This is a genomic window from Streptomyces fildesensis (assembly GCF_016107395.1).
In the GTDB taxonomy this organism is placed as follows: domain Bacteria; phylum Actinomycetota; class Actinomycetes; order Streptomycetales; family Streptomycetaceae; genus Actinacidiphila; species Actinacidiphila fildesensis.
The window spans coordinates 268,771-285,922 of sequence record NZ_JAAIKO010000004.1; the positions used below are offsets into that span (position 1 = coordinate 268,771).

Annotated in this window: 10 protein-coding genes; 9 read left to right on the forward strand and 1 reads right to left on the reverse strand. The window is 72.1% G+C overall.

What is annotated here, in order from left to right; all coding sequences use genetic code 11:
* The first annotated feature begins 16 nt into the window (after nt 1-16).
* The 7 genes from C6N31_RS09145 (at nt 17) to C6N31_RS09175 (ending at nt 10,975) form a co-directional block, all read left to right on the forward strand.
* Nucleotides 17-1,486, forward strand: coding sequence for a hypothetical protein (locus tag C6N31_RS09145; RefSeq protein WP_198357362.1), 1,470 nt, complete (start codon nt 17-19; stop codon nt 1,484-1,486).
* Nucleotides 1,487-1,869: 383 nt separating this feature from the next.
* On the forward strand, nt 1,870-2,649 hold the full coding sequence (locus C6N31_RS09150; protein ID WP_138357744.1) for a TIGR03936 family radical SAM-associated protein: 780 nt from the start codon (nt 1,870-1,872) through the stop codon (nt 2,647-2,649).
* Nucleotides 2,650-2,871: 222 nt separating this feature from the next.
* Nucleotides 2,872-6,879, forward strand: a complete 4,008-nt coding sequence (locus tag C6N31_RS09155) for an Rne/Rng family ribonuclease (protein WP_198357363.1) — start codon at nt 2,872-2,874, stop codon at nt 6,877-6,879.
* A gap of 262 nt (nt 6,880-7,141) precedes the next feature.
* Nucleotides 7,142-7,462 (forward strand): 50S ribosomal protein L21, encoded by a 321-nt coding sequence (gene rplU, locus C6N31_RS09160; RefSeq protein WP_138359423.1) that lies wholly within the window; start codon nt 7,142-7,144, stop codon nt 7,460-7,462.
* Between the two features lie 14 nt (nt 7,463-7,476).
* On the forward strand, nt 7,477-7,734 hold the full coding sequence (gene rpmA, locus C6N31_RS09165; RefSeq protein WP_138359421.1) for a 50S ribosomal protein L27: 258 nt from the start codon (nt 7,477-7,479) through the stop codon (nt 7,732-7,734).
* 136 nt (nt 7,735-7,870) lie between these two features.
* Nucleotides 7,871-9,301, forward strand: coding sequence for a GTPase ObgE (obgE, locus tag C6N31_RS09170; RefSeq protein ID WP_138359419.1), 1,431 nt, complete (start codon nt 7,871-7,873; stop codon nt 9,299-9,301).
* A 111-nt stretch (nt 9,302-9,412) separates the two neighbouring features.
* Nucleotides 9,413-10,975: a glycosyltransferase family 2 protein gene (locus C6N31_RS09175; protein ID WP_232484969.1), complete on the forward strand. Its 1,563-nt coding sequence runs from the start codon at nt 9,413-9,415 to the stop codon at nt 10,973-10,975.
* Between the two features lie 103 nt (nt 10,976-11,078).
* Here the strand turns inward: C6N31_RS09175 and C6N31_RS09180 are convergent, their stop codons facing one another.
* The gene (locus C6N31_RS09180; protein ID WP_269770748.1) at nt 11,079-14,648 is read right to left on the reverse strand and encodes a bifunctional glycosyltransferase/CDP-glycerol:glycerophosphate glycerophosphotransferase; all 3,570 of its coding nucleotides are present in this window, start codon (nt 14,646-14,648) and stop codon (nt 11,079-11,081) included.
* 123 nt (nt 14,649-14,771) lie between these two features.
* On the opposite strand from C6N31_RS09180, the gene galE reads away from it, so the two are divergent.
* Both galE and proB read left to right on the forward strand, forming a co-directional pair.
* Nucleotides 14,772-15,752 carry a UDP-glucose 4-epimerase GalE gene (gene galE, locus C6N31_RS09185; RefSeq protein ID WP_138353134.1) on the forward strand — a complete coding sequence of 327 codons (981 nt, stop codon included), beginning with the start codon at nt 14,772-14,774 and terminating at the stop codon, nt 15,750-15,752.
* 167 nt (nt 15,753-15,919) lie between these two features.
* Nucleotides 15,920-17,050 (forward strand): glutamate 5-kinase, encoded by a 1,131-nt coding sequence (proB, locus tag C6N31_RS09190; RefSeq protein ID WP_244809168.1) that lies wholly within the window; start codon nt 15,920-15,922, stop codon nt 17,048-17,050.
* Nucleotides 17,051-17,152: the final 102 nt, after the last annotated feature.

Below are 17,152 nucleotides of genomic sequence, written 5' to 3' on the forward strand. Positions count from 1 at the left end.
CACGTACCGTGCGCGCATGAGCGTGACGGGGGAACGGGACACCGGCCAGGGCTGCTTGACGGTCGCGATACGCATGCCGGTGCGGATCTTCGCGCTCGTCGTGATCCTTCCGGTGCGGATGGCGTGGGACGCGCTCGCCGCCCTGGGCCGCGGTCTGGGCGCCGGCCTGGGCTGGCTCTGGCGGCGCGTCGTCGTCGAACCGCTCAGCGCCGTGGCCCGCGGCACCGGCCGCGCCCTCCGGTGGCTGGGCGGCGCCCTCGCCCGGCTGGGCCGCGTCCTCATCGCCGTCCCGCTGGTGTGGCTCTGGACGGCGGTACTCGTCCCGGCCGGCCGGGGGACCGCCACCACCGCCCGGTGGCTGGTGCGCACGCTGGTCGTGGTGCCGCTCGGCGCCCTGTACCGCTACGTCCTGACGCCGTTCGGCCGGGGCGTGACGTGGTCGCTGCGCGCCGCCGGATCCGGCCTGGCCGCGCTGGTCCGGCTGCTCGGGACCGGCGTCGTCCTGCTCGTGACCCACCTCCTCGTCCGGCCGCTGCGGCTGCTGCACACCGCCGTCCTGGCCCCCGCCGCCCGCGCGCTGGCCGCCGCCCTCGCGGCCACCGGCCACGGCACCGGCGCGGCCGTGCGGTGGCTGCTGCGCGTGCTGGTCGTCGTTCCGCTGGTGCTCCTGTACCGCTACGTGCTGACGCCGGCCGGCCACGCCGCACGGTGGTCGGTGCGGGCACTCGGCACGGCCGCCGGCCGGCTGCTCCGCTACCTGGTCGCCGTACCGGCCGTGGCTCTCTACCGCTACGTACTCACGCCGCTCGGCCATGCCGCGGTCCGGACGGCTCGCGCGTCCGGCACCGCCGCGGTGTGGCTCGGGCGGGTGCTGTTCGTGGTGCCGGTGGTCGCGTTCCACCGGTACGTGCTGACGCCGCTGGGCCGGGCCGCGGCGTGGTCGGTGCGGGCGCTCGGCACGGCCCTCACCTGGTCGGCCGAGGCCGTCGGCACGGCTGTCGGCTGGCTGCTCCGGTATCTGCTCGTGGTGCCCGTCGTGGCCCTCTACCGCTATGTACTGGCCCCGGTGGGGCGGGAGATCGCCGCCGCGCTCGGCCATGCCTGGCGGGTCGCCGGGTACATCTCGCGGGCGGTGGGGCGCGGGCTGAAGTGGCTGGCGCGGACCCTGATCGGCGATCCGGCGCGCTGGGTGTGGCACACCGTCTTCGTGCCGGCCGCCGACGCCGTGCGCGCCGTCGGCCGCTGGACGCGGCGCGAAGTGCTCGCGCCGGTCGGACGGGCGGTCGGTGAGGCCCGGCAGATCGTTCAGGACGCGCTGCGCACCGTCCGTGTGACCGTTCGCGAGGCCCGGGCGGACGCCCGCCGGATGCTGTTCGGGGCGCCGAAGAGCGCCCCGCGCCTTCCGGAGCAGAGCGCGGCGCCCGTCCCGGACCTCGTGAAGCGCGCCCCGGAGTTCGGCAAGCGCGTCCCGCCGGGCCATCGCTGAGCGGGACCGGGACCCGGCGGGGCGCCGTCGTCAGCCGGCGGATGCCGACGCCGTACGCCAGGTCGCCGACGAGGAACGCCCGGGCGGCCCGCTCCTCGTTGGTGAGTTCGATCTCGACCCGGCGGTGCGGACCGGTCCCACGGAACGGTTCCGGTCCAGACCCGTTACGCATACGAGATGCGAATGGCGGTGGCCGGAGGCGAGGATGGGATTTGGCCGAAACCCCGCGGGCCCGCTGCTCCGCACCGCCCGTCATCACCTGTGCGCGACGCGGCGTAACCTTGGGTATGACAAACGGGCCCCGACAAGGCCTCCGCAGACGTACGAGGGACTGAACGACACTGGGCAAGCGACAGCCCGAAGGCCCACCGCCCGCACCGACGGTGCAGCGCATCCGCCTGCGCTACACCAAGCGCGGCCGCCTCCGGTTCACCAGTCACCGCGATTTCCAGCGCGCCTTCGAGCGGGCCCTGCGCCGCGCCGAGGTGCCGATGGCGTACTCGGCGGGCTTCACCCCGCACCCCAAGGTCTCGTACGCGAACGCCGCGCCCACCGGCGTCGGCAGCGAGGCCGAGTACCTGGAGATCGGCCTCACCGAGGTCCGCGACCCCGAGAAGCTGCGACTGCTGCTCGATGAGTCGCTGCCCACCGGGCTCGACATCACCGAAGCGGTGGAGGCCCGTACCTCCGGCCTCGCCGAGCGGCTGCAGGCCTCCGTATGGCAGCTCCGGCTCGACGGCGTCGAGCCGGCCGAGGCGGAGCGTGCGGTCGCCCTCTTCCTCGCCGCCGAGACCGTCCAGGTCGAGCGGAAGACCAAGAACGGCATGCGCGCCTTCGACGCGCGCGACGCCGTCACCCGGCTCGAGGTCATGCCGGCTGACGCGCTCGAACAGGGTGCGGATAGGCCCGAGCCTGTCGCCTGTGCGATACTGCGGCTAGTTGTTCGGCACTTGACACCTGCCGTGCGACCCGACGACGTCCTGTCCGGCCTCCGTGTGACGGCCGACCTCGCGCCGCCGGTCCCCGCAGCGGTGACCAGGCTGGCGCAGGGGCCGCTCCACGAAGAGTCCGGGACGGTCACCGACCCGCTCGCGCCAGATCGCGACGCCGCGACGGTGCCGAGTGGGGACTCCCCGCCGAAGGCTGGGGAAGCTTCCGCGTAGGAACGCCGTCGACGTGTTGCCGACGCGCCAGGGAGCCACCCGGGCCCGGTGACGCTGACCTCATAAGACTTTCGTCGGCCCGTCACAGGCGTGCCGACGAGCGAGACAACAGCTCCCGTGCGGCGCCCGCGCCCCCGGACAGCGGCACCACGACCGACGTCGCGGCCCGCCGCCACCGGAACAGAGCGCGGCGCCCGGGAGCATGACGGGAGCACTGCCCGAATGCTCGATCACAACGAGCCCAACGAGGCGCCGGACACCGGCGCCGCAACCAGCGAAGAAGCCACGGCCCCCCGCCGTCGCCGCCGCGCCGTCTCCCGCCCGGCGGGCCCGCCCGCCGCGCCGGCCATACCGGCCACTTCCGCCGACGAGGCCCCGGCCGCGAGCCCGGCGTCCGCAGAGGACACCGACACCTCCGCCGCGCCGCCGCGCGCCCGTCGTCGCGCCACCCGCAAGGTGACGGCCCCGGCCGGTGCCCCCGCGGCCCCCGACGCTGTCGAGACCCCGGCGGCCGCACCGGCCGCCGCGCCCGAAGCCCCGGCCGAGGCCGCTGACGCCCCGGACACCTCCGCCGCGCCGCCGCGCGCCCGTCGTCGTGCGACCCGTAAGGTCACCGCGCCGTCCGAGGCCCCGCAGGCAGTCGAGGAGGCGCCCGCCGCCGAGACCCCGGCCGCCGTCGAGGCACCGGCCGAGCCGGCCGTGGACCCCGCCGCCCCGACCCGGGCCCGCCGCCGCGCGACCCGCAAGGTCGCCGCGCCCGCCCAGGCTCCGCAGTTCATCGAGGAGGCGCCCGCCGCCCCCGCGCCGGTCGTCGCCGCGGCCCCCGCTGCCGCGGCACCCGCCGCGTCCGAGGCCGAGGCCCCGGGCCGTGGCCGCCGCTCCTCCCGCAAGCGCGTCGCTCCCTCCGCCCCGTCGGCCTCGTCGGCCGCGGGCGACGGCGCCCGCCGGCTGAAGCCGGGCGCGCTGGCACCGAAGGACGACACCTTCGCGCAGGCCGCACCGGCCGCGCAGCCCGTCGTGCCGGACGAGGAGGACACCGAGGCGCCTGCCGCGCCGCGTGCCGCCCGCCGCGCCACCCGTAAGGGCACCGCCGAGGCCGCCCCGCAGTTCACCCCGGTCGAGGAGGCCGTGGCCGAGGCACCCGAGGCGGAGGCCCCGGCCCGCAACCGCCGCACCCGCAAGCGCGCCGTCGCCGCCGAGCAGGCCGTCGAGGCCGCCCGTCCGGTCGAGCCCGCCGAGCCGGAGGAGACCGCCGCGCCGGTGGCCGTCGAGCCCGAGGAGGCTCCGGCCGAGCCGGCGCCGACCCGTGGCCGCCGCCGTGCGGTGCGCCCGCCGACGATGGTCTTCCAGCCGCCGGTCTTCCAGGCCGCCGAGCACGTCACCACCCCCGTCGCCGCCGAACCGGTCCAGGAGGAGCCGCCGGCTCCGGCCGTCCGGTCCCGTGACGAGGACGACGAGCAGGAGGGCGGTTCGCGTCGCCGCCGCCGTCGCCGCGGCGCCCCGGCCGAGGACGTGGTGACCGAAGCCGCGCCCGTCGAGGCCGAGGACGAGACCGCCGACGCGGTGTCCGAGGAGACCGTGTCCGACGAGGACGACGACGAGTCGGACGACCGTCCGTCGCGCCGCCGCCGCCGTGGTGGCCGCCGCCGTCGCCGTGGCGAGTCCGCCGAGGGCGACGAGCAGTCGGCCGAGGACGAGGAGCACGAGGACGACACCGAGGACGACGCCGAGGCGTCGGACGGTGGCCAGGACGACGACGACCACGGCTCCACCAGCAGCCGTCGCCGGCGCCGTCGCCGTCGCCGCAGTGGCGACTCGGGCGGGGACGACGGCACGGTCGCCGACGACCCGGAGCGCACGGTCGTCAAGGTCCGTGAGCCGCGCGCCAAGGCCGAGCCCAGCCTGGGCACCGGCTTCGACGAGGTGACCTCCATCAAGGGCTCCACCCGCATGGAGGCGAAGAAGCAGCGCCGCCGTGAGGGCCGTGAGCAGGGCCGCCGCCGCGTCCCGATCATCACCGAGGCCGAGTTCCTGGCCCGCCGCGAGGCCGTCGAGCGCGTCATGGTCGTCCGGCAGAGCGGTGAGCGCACCCAGATCGGCGTGCTGGAGGACAACGTCCTCGTCGAGCACTACGTGAACAAGGAGCAGGCCACCTCGTACGTCGGCAACGTCTACCTGGGCAAGGTCCAGAACGTGCTGCCGTCCATGGAGGCCGCCTTCGTCGACATCGGCAAGGGCCGCAACGCGGTGCTGTACGCCGGCGAGGTCAACTTCGAGGCGCTCGGCATGGGCCACGGTCCGCGCCGGATCGAGAGCGCGCTGAAGTCCGGCCAGTCGGTCCTGGTGCAGGTCACCAAGGACCCGATCGGCCACAAGGGCGCCCGCCTCACCAGCCAGATCTCGCTGCCCGGCCGCTACCTGGTCTACGTGCCCGAGGGCTCGATGACCGGCATCAGCCGCAAGCTGCCCGACAACGAGCGCGCCCGGCTCAAGACCATCCTCAAGAAGATCGTCCCCGAGGACGCGGGCGTCATCGTGCGCACCGCCGCCGAGGGTGCGAGCGAGGAGGAGCTGCGCAGCGACGTCGACCGGCTGCAGGGCCAGTGGGACGACATCCAGAAGCGCGCCAAGGGCGGCAACGCCCCGACGCTGCTCTACGGCGAGCCGGACATGACGGTCCGCGTCGTCCGCGACATCTTCAACGAGGACTTCACCAAGGTCATCGTCAGCGGTGACGAGGCGTGGGAGACGATCAACGAGTACGTCCACCATGTCGCTCCTGACCTGACCGACCGGCTCAGCCGGTGGACCTCCGAGGTCGACGTCTTCGCGACGTACCGGATCGACGAGCAGCTGCTGAAGGCGCTGGACCGCAAGGTCTGGCTGCCGTCCGGCGGTTCGCTGGTGATCGACAAGACCGAGGCGATGATCGTCGTCGACGTCAACACCGGCAAGTTCACCGGTCAGGGCGGCAACCTCGAGGAGACCGTCACCAAGAACAACCTGGAGGCGGCCGAGGAGATCGTGCGCCAGCTGCGGCTGCGCGACCTGGGCGGCATCGTCGTCATCGACTTCATCGACATGGTCCTGGAGTCCAACCGCGACCTCGTCATGCGGCGGCTGCTGGAGTGCCTGGGCCGGGACCGGACCAAGCACCAGGTCGCCGAGGTCACCTCGCTCGGTCTGGTGCAGATGACCCGCAAGCGGGTCGGCCAGGGCCTGCTGGAGTCGTTCTCCGAGGTCTGCGTGCACTGCAGCGGGCGCGGCGTCATCGTCCACATGGACCAGGCGACGACCACCGGTGGCGGCGGCAAGCGCAAGCGCCGCGGCAAGGCCGGGACCGGTGCGGGCGACGAGCACACGCACGAGCACGACACCGAGAACGAGAACGGCAACGACACCGAGAACGACGAGTACGAGGCGCACGAGGACGCGGACGAGTACCCGGAGCTGGAGCCGGTCGCGGTGACCGAGGCCGAGCTGGTGCCGACGGTCGCGACCGACGACGAGTGGTTCAGCAGCGCCGCCGAGGCCGAGGCCGCGGCGACGTCGCGTGGCCGTGGCGGCCGCCGCCGGGCGAGCCGTAAGGCCACCGCCCCGGCGGGCGCGCCCTTCGCGGACCGGCAGTCGCCGGCCGCCGAGGTGATCGAGTTCGTGATCGAGCCCGCGGCCGAGGCCCCGGAACCGGTCGTCGTCGAGCCGGTCGCGGAACCGGCACCCGTCGCGGAACCGGTCATGGAGCCGCAGGCCCCGGGCCGTACGCGCCGCCGTGCCACCCGCAAGGTGAGCGCCCCGGCGGGTTCGCCGGCCTCCTCCGAGGCCGAGCCCGTCACCGTGGTCGAGGCCGCCCCCGTCGTCGAGCCGACGCCGGAGCCGGTCGTGGAAGCGGCAGTGGAGGCGGCGCAGCCCGCTCCCTCCGCCGCACCGCCCCGCGCCCGCCGCCGTGCGACCCGCGAGGTGACCGCTCCGGCGGCCGAGGGCGCCGCAGTGGTGGTCGTCGGCACCGAGCCCGCCACCGAGGCCGCGGAGGCCGTCCAGGAGGCCGCTGAGGCCGACGGGGCGGTCACGGAGCCCAAGAAGCGGGCGCCGCGCAAGGCGGCCGCGAAGAAGGCGCCGGCGGCGAAGAAGGCCGTGGCGAAGAAGACGGCGGCCAAGAAGACCGTCGCCAAGAAGGCACCGGCCAAGAAGGCGGCCACGAAGAAGACCGCCGGTACGGCCGACAGCGAGTAGCTCAACTGCTGGTGTGACAAGCCGTCTTGAGACGGTGAAGGGCGGGCCCGGAGACCTCGGGCCCGCCCTTCCGCACTACGTCCGCCGGCCGCCCGGCCACCCGGTTTGACCCTGCGCCACGGGCCCCGTAGCCTTGGCCTTCGGCGTTTTTGCGCCCGCTCCTGAGCAAATCCCTCCCGGTCCGCCGGGAGAGGCCCCCCAATGCAGGACAGGGATGGCTGGCTTCAGGAGTACCCGATTCGAGCTTGAGAGTGAGTTCCGCGTGTACGCAATCGTGCGCAGCGGCGGCCGCCAGCACAAGGTGGCCGTTGGCGATGTCGTCGAGGTAGACAAGATTTCCACCGGCAAGGTGGGCGACGCGGTCGAGCTCTCGACGCTCCTCGTGGTCGATGGCGACTCCGTCACCAGTGACCCGTGGGTCCTGGCCGGAATCAAGGTCGCGGCCGAGATCGTGGACCACCACAAGGGTGTCAAGATCGACATCCTGCGGTACAAGAACAAGACCGGTTACCGCCGTCGTCAGGGTCACCGTCAGCAGTACACGGCGATCAAGATCACCGGTATCCCCGCGGCTGCGAAGTAAGGGACTGAGAAAACATGGCACACAAGAAGGGTGCATCGTCCACCCGTAACGGACGTGACTCCAACGCTCAGTTTCTCGGCGTGAAGCGTTTCGGCGGCCAGGTCGTCAACGCCGGCGAGATCATCGTCCGCCAGCGTGGCACGCACTTCCACCCCGGTTCGAACATGGGCCGCGGCAAGGACGACACGCTGTTCGCTCTCGCCGCCGGTGTGGTCGAGTTCGGCACCGCGCGTGGCCGCAGGGTAGTGAACATCGTTCCGGCCGCCGTCTAATACGGCTCCGCAACGAACACAGACACACCACTGAGGGCGGATCCCACTTCCCCGACGCGCACCGCGCGCGGGAAGAGGGTCCGCCCTTGGTGCGTTAGTACTGAGACAATCCCGTATTTATCTGGAGGCAATCCGTATGACCACCTTCGTGGACCGCGTCGAGCTGCATGTCGCCGCGGGTAACGGAGGCCACGGCTGCGCCTCCGTTCACCGGGAGAAGTTCAAGCCGCTCGGCGGTCCGGACGGCGGCAACGGCGGCCGTGGCGGCGATGTGATCCTGGTCGTGGACCAGGACGTCACCACGCTCCTCGACTACCACCACACCCCGCACCGCAAGGCCACCAACGGCAAGGGCGGCGCGGGCGGCAACCGCACCGGCTCCGAGGGCCAGGACCTGGTCCTGCCGGTGCCGGACGGCACCGTCGTGCTGGACCGGGACGGCAACCTGCTCGCCGACCTCGTCGGCCAGGGCACCACCTTCATCGCCGGCCAGGGCGGCCGCGGCGGCCTGGGCAACGCGGCGCTGGCCTCGGCCCGCCGCAAGGCCCCCGGCTTCGCGCTGCTCGGCGAGCCCGGCAAGGCCCGGGACATCGTCCTGGAGCTCAAGACCGTCGCCGACGTGGCACTGGTCGGCTACCCGAGCGCGGGCAAGTCCTCGCTCATCTCGGTGCTCTCGGCCGCCAAGCCGAAGATCGCCGACTACCCCTTCACCACCCTGGTCCCGAACCTGGGCGTGGTCACCGCCGGTGAGGTCGTCTACACGATCGCCGACGTCCCCGGCCTGATCCCGGGCGCCAGCCAGGGCCGCGGCCTGGGCCTGGAGTTCCTGCGGCACGTCGAGCGCTGCTCGGTGCTCGTGCACATCCTGGACACCGCCACGCTGGAGTCCGACCGGGACCCGGTGACCGACCTCGACGTCATCGAGGCCGAGCTGGCCGAGTACGGCGGCCTGGGCGACCGGCCGCGCATCGTCGTGCTGAACAAGATCGACGTGCCGGACGGCAAGGACCTCGCCGACATCATCCGGCCCGAGCTGGAAGCCCGCGGCTACCAGGTCTTCGAGGTCTCGGCCGTCTCCCGGCTGGGCCTGCGCGAGCTCTCCTTCGCCCTGGCGAAGATCGTCGCCGAGACCCGCGCCGCCAAGCCCGCGCAGGAGTCGACCCGGGTCGTCATCCGCCCGGTCGCGGTGGACGACGCCGGCTTCACCGTCACCGAGGAGGAGGGCTCCTACCGCGTCCGCGGCGAGAAGCCCGAGCGCTGGGTGCGGCAGACCGACTTCTCCAACGACGAGGCCGTCGGCTACCTCGCGGACCGGCTCTCGCGCCTCGGTGTCGAGGAGCGGCTGGTGAAGGCCGGCGCCCAGGCGGGCGACGAGATCATCATCGGCGAGGAGGAGAACGCGGTCGTCTTCGACTGGGAGCCGACGATGGCCGCCGGTGCCGAGATGCTGGGCCGCCGCGGCGAGGACCACCGCTTCGACCCGCCGCGCCCGGCGGTCAACCGCCGCCGCGACAAGAGCGACAAGGACGACGCGCAGCAGGAGTTCGACGACTTCGAAGCCTTCTGAGCAGTCGTTCCGAACAGCCCCCGAGGAGCGCCGGACCAGGCGCTCCTCGGGGACTTTCCGGCCGGCGCCGGATGAGATGATCTCCTGATGGTCAGGGACATGGGGTCGGGTATGGGACACGTCAGCATCGTTGTGATCGTCTACAACGACGCCTCCCGCATCGTGAGCGCTGTTGAATCCGCGCTCGCGCAGGGGTCCGAGGTCGGCGAGGTGATCGTCGTCGACGACTGTTCGACGGACGGCACCCTCGACGCGCTCGCGCCGCTCGCCGCGGACCCGCGGGTGCGGATCCTCCCCAGGGCGACGAACAGCGGGGGCTGCGGGACACCGCGCAACGACGGCATGGCCGCCGCCGCCTTCCCGTACGTGATGTTCCTCGACAGTGACGACATCCTGCCGCCGGGAGCGATCGGCGCCCTGCTGCCGATCGCCGAGCAGCGGCGTGCCGACGTCGTCGCCGGCCAGTGCCTGCGCGTGGAGCTCCCGGACGGCGCGACCACCGTCTGGGCCCCGCTGATCTACGACCGGTCGGCGGGTGCCGATCTGCCCGGCAGCGTGATCCAGGGGATCGAGGACCGGCCCCGCATGCTGTGGGACACCCTGTCCGTCAACAAGCTCTACCGCCGGGCGTTCCTGGAGAAGCACGCCATCACGTTCCCCGACGGCGCCTTCCACTACGAGGACTTCGTCTTCACCGCGCGGGTCTACGCCGCCGACCCGCGGCTGGCGGTGACCGACGAGGTCGTCTACCTCTGGCAGGTACGCAGGCAGGCGGCGAAGCTGTCGATCTCGCTGAGCCGCGGCGCCATCAGGAACTGGCAGTCCCGCGTCACCGCCCACCGCGGCGTCGTCGAGGTGCTGCGCAACGCCGGACGCGAGGAGCTGGCGCTGCATGCGCAGGCCAAGTTCTGCGACTACGACCTGCCGCTCTATTTGCGTGAACTCCCGCAGCGCGACCGGGAGTACGTGGCCGACTGGTGGCGGATCACCCGTGACTACCTGGCCGGGTTCGACTCCGAGGGCATCGCCTGCGCGGCTGTCGTCTCGCGCTGGATCGCCGGTGCGATCCTGGCCGCGCCGGAGCCGGCCGAGCTCGGCCGGCTGGTGGAGCTGACCGCCCGCCCGCCCCGGCTGATCCCCCCGTACGACCCGGCCGCGCCGCCCGTGGGTCTCGGTCTGCTGGCCACCGCCGAACTGCCGGTGGCCGTCGACGGCCGGGTCAGGGCGGGCGGCAGCACCCGGCTGAGCCTGCGCGTGCACGAGCTGTACGGGCGGCTCGCGGAGCTCGGCCCGCGCACGATCCATGTCGAGCTGGAGGAGCGGACCGGAAGCCGGCCCGCGGTCGGCGTGGAGGCACCGCTGGTCCCGGACGGCGACGGCTGGACCGCCGACGTACGGCTGTCGACACCGGCGCTGGCCTGCCCCGGGCAGCTGGGCGTGTGGAACGTACGGGCCGAGATCCGGTACGCCGACGGCGCCGCGACCCCGGTGGAGGTGCGGGCCGCCGGAGCCCAGGCGCCCCGCCGGGGCATCGTGGTGCGCCCCACCGGCCGGGTGCTGCTGGTCCAGACGCATGTCACCGGCGGCCGGGCGCTCGTGCTGCGGGTCGCGGACGGGCTGCAGGGCGCCCGCAGGGTCGCCGAGGCCCGGATGCGCCGGCTGCTCGGCCGCTGACGCTGCCGCCTTCCGGTCTTCTGCCTCCGCCTTCTGCCGGACTCACCCGAAAGGGCGGCCACCCCGAGGGGTGGCCGCCCTTTCGCGGCTGTGAGCGGGGAGGTCAGTCCTCCTTCGCCAGCTCCTGCATCCGGTCGATGACCCGGCCGGCGGCCTGGCCGTCGTCCAGGTCGCAGAAGACGTCCTGGAACTTCTTGTACGCGTCCTTGTACCGGTCCGTCACCGCGTCCAGGTCCTTGAGTGACGCGATCAGCTCGTCCGACGTGGAGATCAGCGGCCCGGGGGCCTCCTTCTCGAAGTCGAAGTAGAAGCCGCGCAGCTGGTCGCGGTAGTGCGCCAGGTCGTAGGTGAAGAACAGCATCGGGCGGCCGGTGTTCGCGTAGTCGAACATCAGCGACGAGTAGTCCGTGATCAGAACGTCCGCGGCGAGGAACAGCTCGCCGATCTCCGGATACTCCGAGACGTCCCAGACGAAGCCCTCGCCCGCACCCGGCACCGTGTCCACCACGTTCGGGTGGCGCCGGACCAGGAGCACGAAGTCGTCCCCGAGCTCCTGCTTGGCCTTCACCAGATCGACCTGGAGGTCGAGCTTGTACCGGCCGGGGCCGTAGTACTGGTCGTCGCGCCAGGTCGGGGCGTAGAGCACGACCTTCTTGCCCGCGGGGAGGCCGATGCGCTCGCGCACCTTCTGGGCGATCTCGTCGCGCTCCGGTGCGTAGAGCATGTCGTTGCGCGGGTAGCCCGCCTCCAGCAGCTCACCGTCGAACGCGAAGGCGCGCTTCAGGATCGGCGTGCTGAAGCGGTTGGGGGAGACGATGAAGCTCCAGCTCTTCGACTCCTTCGCCACGTTCTCCAGGTACCGCCCGTTGGTGAACTGGACGTCCTCGATGTCGTGGCCGATCTTCTTCAACGGGGTGCCGTGCCAGGCCTGGACGACGACCTGGCCCGGACGCCGCTTCAGCCAGTACGGCAGGTGCGCGTTGGTGACGATGTACCGGCTGCGGGCCAGCGCCTCGAACCACTCGCGGCCCCACATGCGGACGGCCTTCGCGCCCGGCGGCAGTTCCACCTGCTCGTCGCGGACGACCCACAGGTGCTCCAGGTCGTCGCCGCGCCGCATCAGTTCCTCGAACACCGCGCGCGGCGAGTCGGAGAACTGCTTGCCGGTGTAGCTGTCGTACAGCACGGACTCGCGCAGCGGCTGGGTGCGGGCCTCGGGGTAGAACTGCGTCCGCAACTGGCGCTGCCGGTACGGGCCCTGCTCGTCGGTCCGCAGCGACGCGGTGACCTCGAGCGCCAGCCGGTCGTAGGAGTGCGCGGCCGCGACGTACTTGCGGCCGGCGACCATGGTCTCGGCGGGCAGGTCGTCGATCAGCGCGGGGCTGATGACGACCGGGGTGCGCTCGTTGTCCTCCACCGAGTTCTGGAACATCAGGTTCCAGCGGCCGGGACGCAGCGGCAGGGTGCCGGCCATCCCCGGGACGGCGTGCACGGTGAGGGTGGCGGTGAACCGGTTGTCGGCCACCGTCACGGGGAAGACCTTCTCCTCGTGGTGCGCCCGGTGCATCAACACCAGGTTCGCCGGGTCGGTGGCGCTGGTCGGGCACTCGCCCTCGACCAGCAGCGAGCCGTCCGACTGCCAGGTCAGCCGGTCCACGACGGGCCGTACGATCCGGTCGCTCAGCAGCAGGTAGCCCGGTGCGTTGCGGTGCAGGGCCAGCTCACGGGGGAGACCCGAGGCCGACGGTGCCAGCGCGTACCGGCCCGGCGCCAGATCGTCGTCGGCGATCAGCTGGCGTGCCTTGCGCTCACCGGGAACGATGATCTCGGTGCGCCAGGTCTCGCTGTCCGGCGCCTTGACCGAGGACAGTGCGACCTCCGTCATCCGGCCGTCGACGATGTCGTCCAGCGGGATCCGTACGGTGAAGGTCGTCTGCCCCTGGGGGGAGCTTCCGGTGATCTCCAGCGGGTACTCGTGCGAGCTGGGGGTCTTGAGGTGCTGCATGCTCAGCAGGCTGCCCTCGGCGAGCTTGCCGGCCGCCACTCCGCGGATCTCGATGAATCCGTCGGTCAGTTCGTGCCCGGTGACCCGGGCGCGGACCTTCTCCACCCGCAGCCGCAGCCGGCCGCCGATGAACAGCGGGACGATCCGGGTCTCGGCGTCGACGTAGTGCACCGGCGGGTGGGTGCCGGAGCCGAAGGCCCCCGGGTTCAGGGCGCCCTTGCGCAGCAGGCCGCGGCTGAGGTTGCCGATCGCGAAGCGCCAGGTCGACTCGTTCCAGTGGCCGCGCTGCTTGAGCTTCTGCGCGTTGACCGTCAGCTCGAAGCCGGACCAGTCGTACGAGTAGCGGTTCTGGCCGGAGGTCGACGTGGCCTCGGGACGGAAGACCGTACGCGCCGGAATGACCAGCGTGCGCTTGGACTTGCTGTTGCGCAGCGCGATGACCTTGAGCGACATCCGCCGCTTGTGGACGTTCAGGTTGCTGACGTAGGAGAAGCCCTCGATCTTCAGTTCGTCGCCGTGCCAGGTGATCGAGGACACCTTGGTGCGCAGCGCCAGTTCCTGCTTGAGGCGGTACACGTGATTCGGCACACCCACGGTGCGGTTGCCGAAGAACGGGAACTTGCCGTAGCGGCGGAACCGCCGGACGACCGGCAGGGACGCGCCGGTCTCCTTCTTCTCGTACGACAGGACTTCGAGCAGCTCGTCCAGCTTGCCGTGCCGGATCAGGTGCCACTTCAGCCGCATGAGGGCCGGCAGCGCGTCCAGGGCGCGGGGCTCCACCCGGCTCAGGAAGTCCGAGGCGACCTGCATGAAGAGGTCGCGGAACTCCTGGTCCGCGTCGGGCAGCACATTGATGAAGATCCGGATGTCGCTGGCGAGGGCCGTCTCGTCGTACCAGCGCTTGTACTTGCGGTACTCCTTGCCCGGCTGCGCGGCGAGGAAGCGGCTCACCGAGTCGACGGCGGCCACGCGGTCGCGGACCGACTTCAGCTCGGTGCGGCGCTGGGTGATGGACGGTGCGGCGCCGCCCTCACGCTGCCGCCAGTAGTACGTGGGCTCACCGAGGATGTCGACGCTGCGGGCCCTGAAGTGCGCCGGGACCGTCAACGGAGTGTCCTCGTAGAGCACACCTTCGGGGAATTCCATCGCGTACTTGTCCCAGAAGGTGCGGCGGAACACCTTGTTGGGGGCGAGCCGGTCGGCGATGAGTGCCGGGTCACGTGTGATGTGGGTCTTCAGCCGCGTCGTCGCCGTGGCCTTGCGGTGCATCGCCGACTGGGCGGTGCCTTTCGAGTCCAGCGTGAACACGTTGCCGGACGCGAAGTCCGACCCCGTCTCGTCCAGCGTCGACAGGAAGTGCTCGTAGGCGTAGTCCGGGATGATGTCGTCGCTGTCGACGAATGTGAGGTAATCCACCCCCGGAGTGCAGTTGCGTACACCGGTGTTACGGGCGTGGCCAAGGCCGCCGTTCGTCTGTTCGACAAGGCGGAACCGCGGGTCGCGGGCGGCGAAGGCGGTGGCGATCTCACCACTTCTGTCCGTCGAACCGTCGTTGACCATGATGACTTCGAGCTCACGGAGCGTCTGGCCGGCGAGGGATTCGAGGCACTCCTCGAGAAACATCTCGACGTTGTAAATCGGCACTACCACCGAGAGCCGAGGGACCATGGGTCAGGACAACCTTTCCGTGGCGGGAAATGACGAACCGAGGTCCTGCTCCGGGGGAGCGCAGCCTGCTGAGGGTTCACTCCGAGTTTATCGCATGGCTACTCACCGACTTAGACTGACCGGATGACCTGGATGATCACCGGCGGCGCCGGATATATCGGATCGCATGTCGTCAAGGCGCTCGTCGAGAGCGGTGAACAGGTGGTCGTCCTCGACGATCTCAGTACCGGTGACGCGGCGCGGCTGCCCGCCGGTGTTCCCCTGGAGCAGGGTTCCGTGCTGGACCGGGCGGCGCTGGACCGCGTCCTGGGGCAGTACGAGGTGCGCGGGATCGTGCACATCGCGGCGAAGAAGCAGGTCGGCGAGTCGGTTGAGCGCCCGCTGCACTACTACCGCGAGAACGTCGTCGGCCTGCAGACGGTCCTCGAGGCCGCCGCCGAGGCCGGGGTGAGCCGCTTCCTCTTCTCCTCCTCCGCCGCGGTCTACGGCATGCCGGACGTCGAGCTGGTCACCGAGCGGACCCCCTGCGACCCGATGAGCCCCTACGGCGAGACCAAACTCACGGGGGAGTGGATGGTCGGCGCGGTCGGCCGGGCGCACGGCATGGCCACCGCCTCGCTGCGCTACTTCAACGTGGCGGGCGCCGCCTCCGCGGAACTCGGCGACCCGGGGATCTTCAACCTGGTGCCGATGGTGTTCCAGCGACTGGCCCAGGGCAAGCCGCCACTGATCTTCGGCGACGACTACCCGACGCCGGACGGCACCTGCGTCCGTGACTACATTCACATCGAGGACGTCGCCTCCGCCCACGTCGCCGCGGCGCGCCGGCTGACCGCCGACCCCTCGGCGTCCCTGAAGCTCAACATCGGCACCGGCGAGGGCGTGTCGGTGGCGGAGATGATCGACCTCATCCGCGAGGTGTCGGGACACACCGACCTCGCGCCCGAGATCGTCCCGCGCCGCGCCGGCGACCCGGCCCGGGTCGTCGCCTCGGCCGAGCTGATCGGCAAGGAGCTGGGCTGGTCCGCCCGGTACGACGTCCGCCAGATGGTCACCTCGGCCTGGGCCGGCTGGCAGCTGCGGCACCCGGACCCGCAGGCCTGACCTGTGATCCGCCGGCCTGACCCGTATCCCGGACCCGTCGCCCCGGCGGGTGCCGGGGCGCGGTGTCCAGGGCGCGATACGCCCGGCCGCGCGGTGCCCCGGATCACGTAGATTGCACGGATCGGGGCAGGCGGACCGACGGGAACAGGCGAGCACAGGGGACGTACGTGGCAGCGGCGCGGCAGGACGTGGTGGAGGCCCGCAGGGTCGTGGTCAAGGTCGGTTCGTCCTCGCTGACGACGGCCTCCGGCGGGCTGGACGCGGATCGCGTCGACGCGCTGGTGGACGTGCTGGCGACGGCCCGGGAGAACGGCCCGAAGGAGATCGTGCTGGTCTCCTCCGGCGCCATCGCCGCAGGCCTCGCCCCGCTCGGTCTCGCGAAGCGGCCGCGCGACCTGGCCCGCCAGCAGGCCGCCGCCAGCGTCGGCCAGGGACTGCTGGTGGCGCGGTACACCGCGTCGTTCTCCCGCTACGGGATCCGGGTCGGCCAGGTGCTGCTGACCTCCGACGACATCAGCCGCCGCGCCCACTACCGCAACGCGTACCGGACCCTGGACCAGCTGCTCGTCATGGGCGCGGTGCCGGTCGTCAACGAGAACGACACCGTGGCCACCGACGAGATCCGCTTCGGCGACAACGACCGGCTGGCGTCCCTCGTCGCCCACCTGGTCCGCGCCGACCTGCTGGTGCTGCTGTCCGACGTGGACGGCCTCTACGACGGCGACCCGCGCTCGCCCGGCGCCACCCGGATCGACGAGGTTGCGGGACCCGCCGACCTCGAAGGCGTCACCATCGGCAGCGCCGGCAAGGCCGGGGTCGGCACCGGCGGCATGGTCACCAAGGTCGAGGCGGCCCGGATCGCGGCCGCCGCCGGCATCCCGGTCGTGCTCACCTCCGCCAGCCACGCCGCCGACGCCCTCGCCGGCCGCGTCACCGGCACGCTCTTCCACCGCACCGGCAAGCGGTCCGCCGACCGGCTGCTGTGGCTCGCGCACGCCTCCACCCCGCGCGGCGCGCTGCGCCTGGACCCGGGCGCGGTCAAGGCCGTCACGGAGCGCCGTACCTCGCTGCTGCCGGCCGGACTGACCGGCGTCGAGGGGCAGTTCGTGGCCGGCGACCCGGTCGACCTGCTCGACGAGTCCGGCCGGGCGGTCGCCCGAGGCCTCGTCAACTTCGATGCCAGGGAGCTGCCGCGGCTGCTCGGCCGCTCGACGCACGACCTCGCCCGCGAACTCGGACCCGCGTACGAGCGCGAGGTCGTGCACCGCGACGACCTCGTTGTGCTGCACCAGCACTGAGCGAACGGCCGGCCCGGCAGACCCAGTCGGGGACTTCTTGTCGAAAACGCCCCCGCGGTAGCCCGCACCCTGGTCAACTTTGAAGCGGAGGAGTCGCCAATA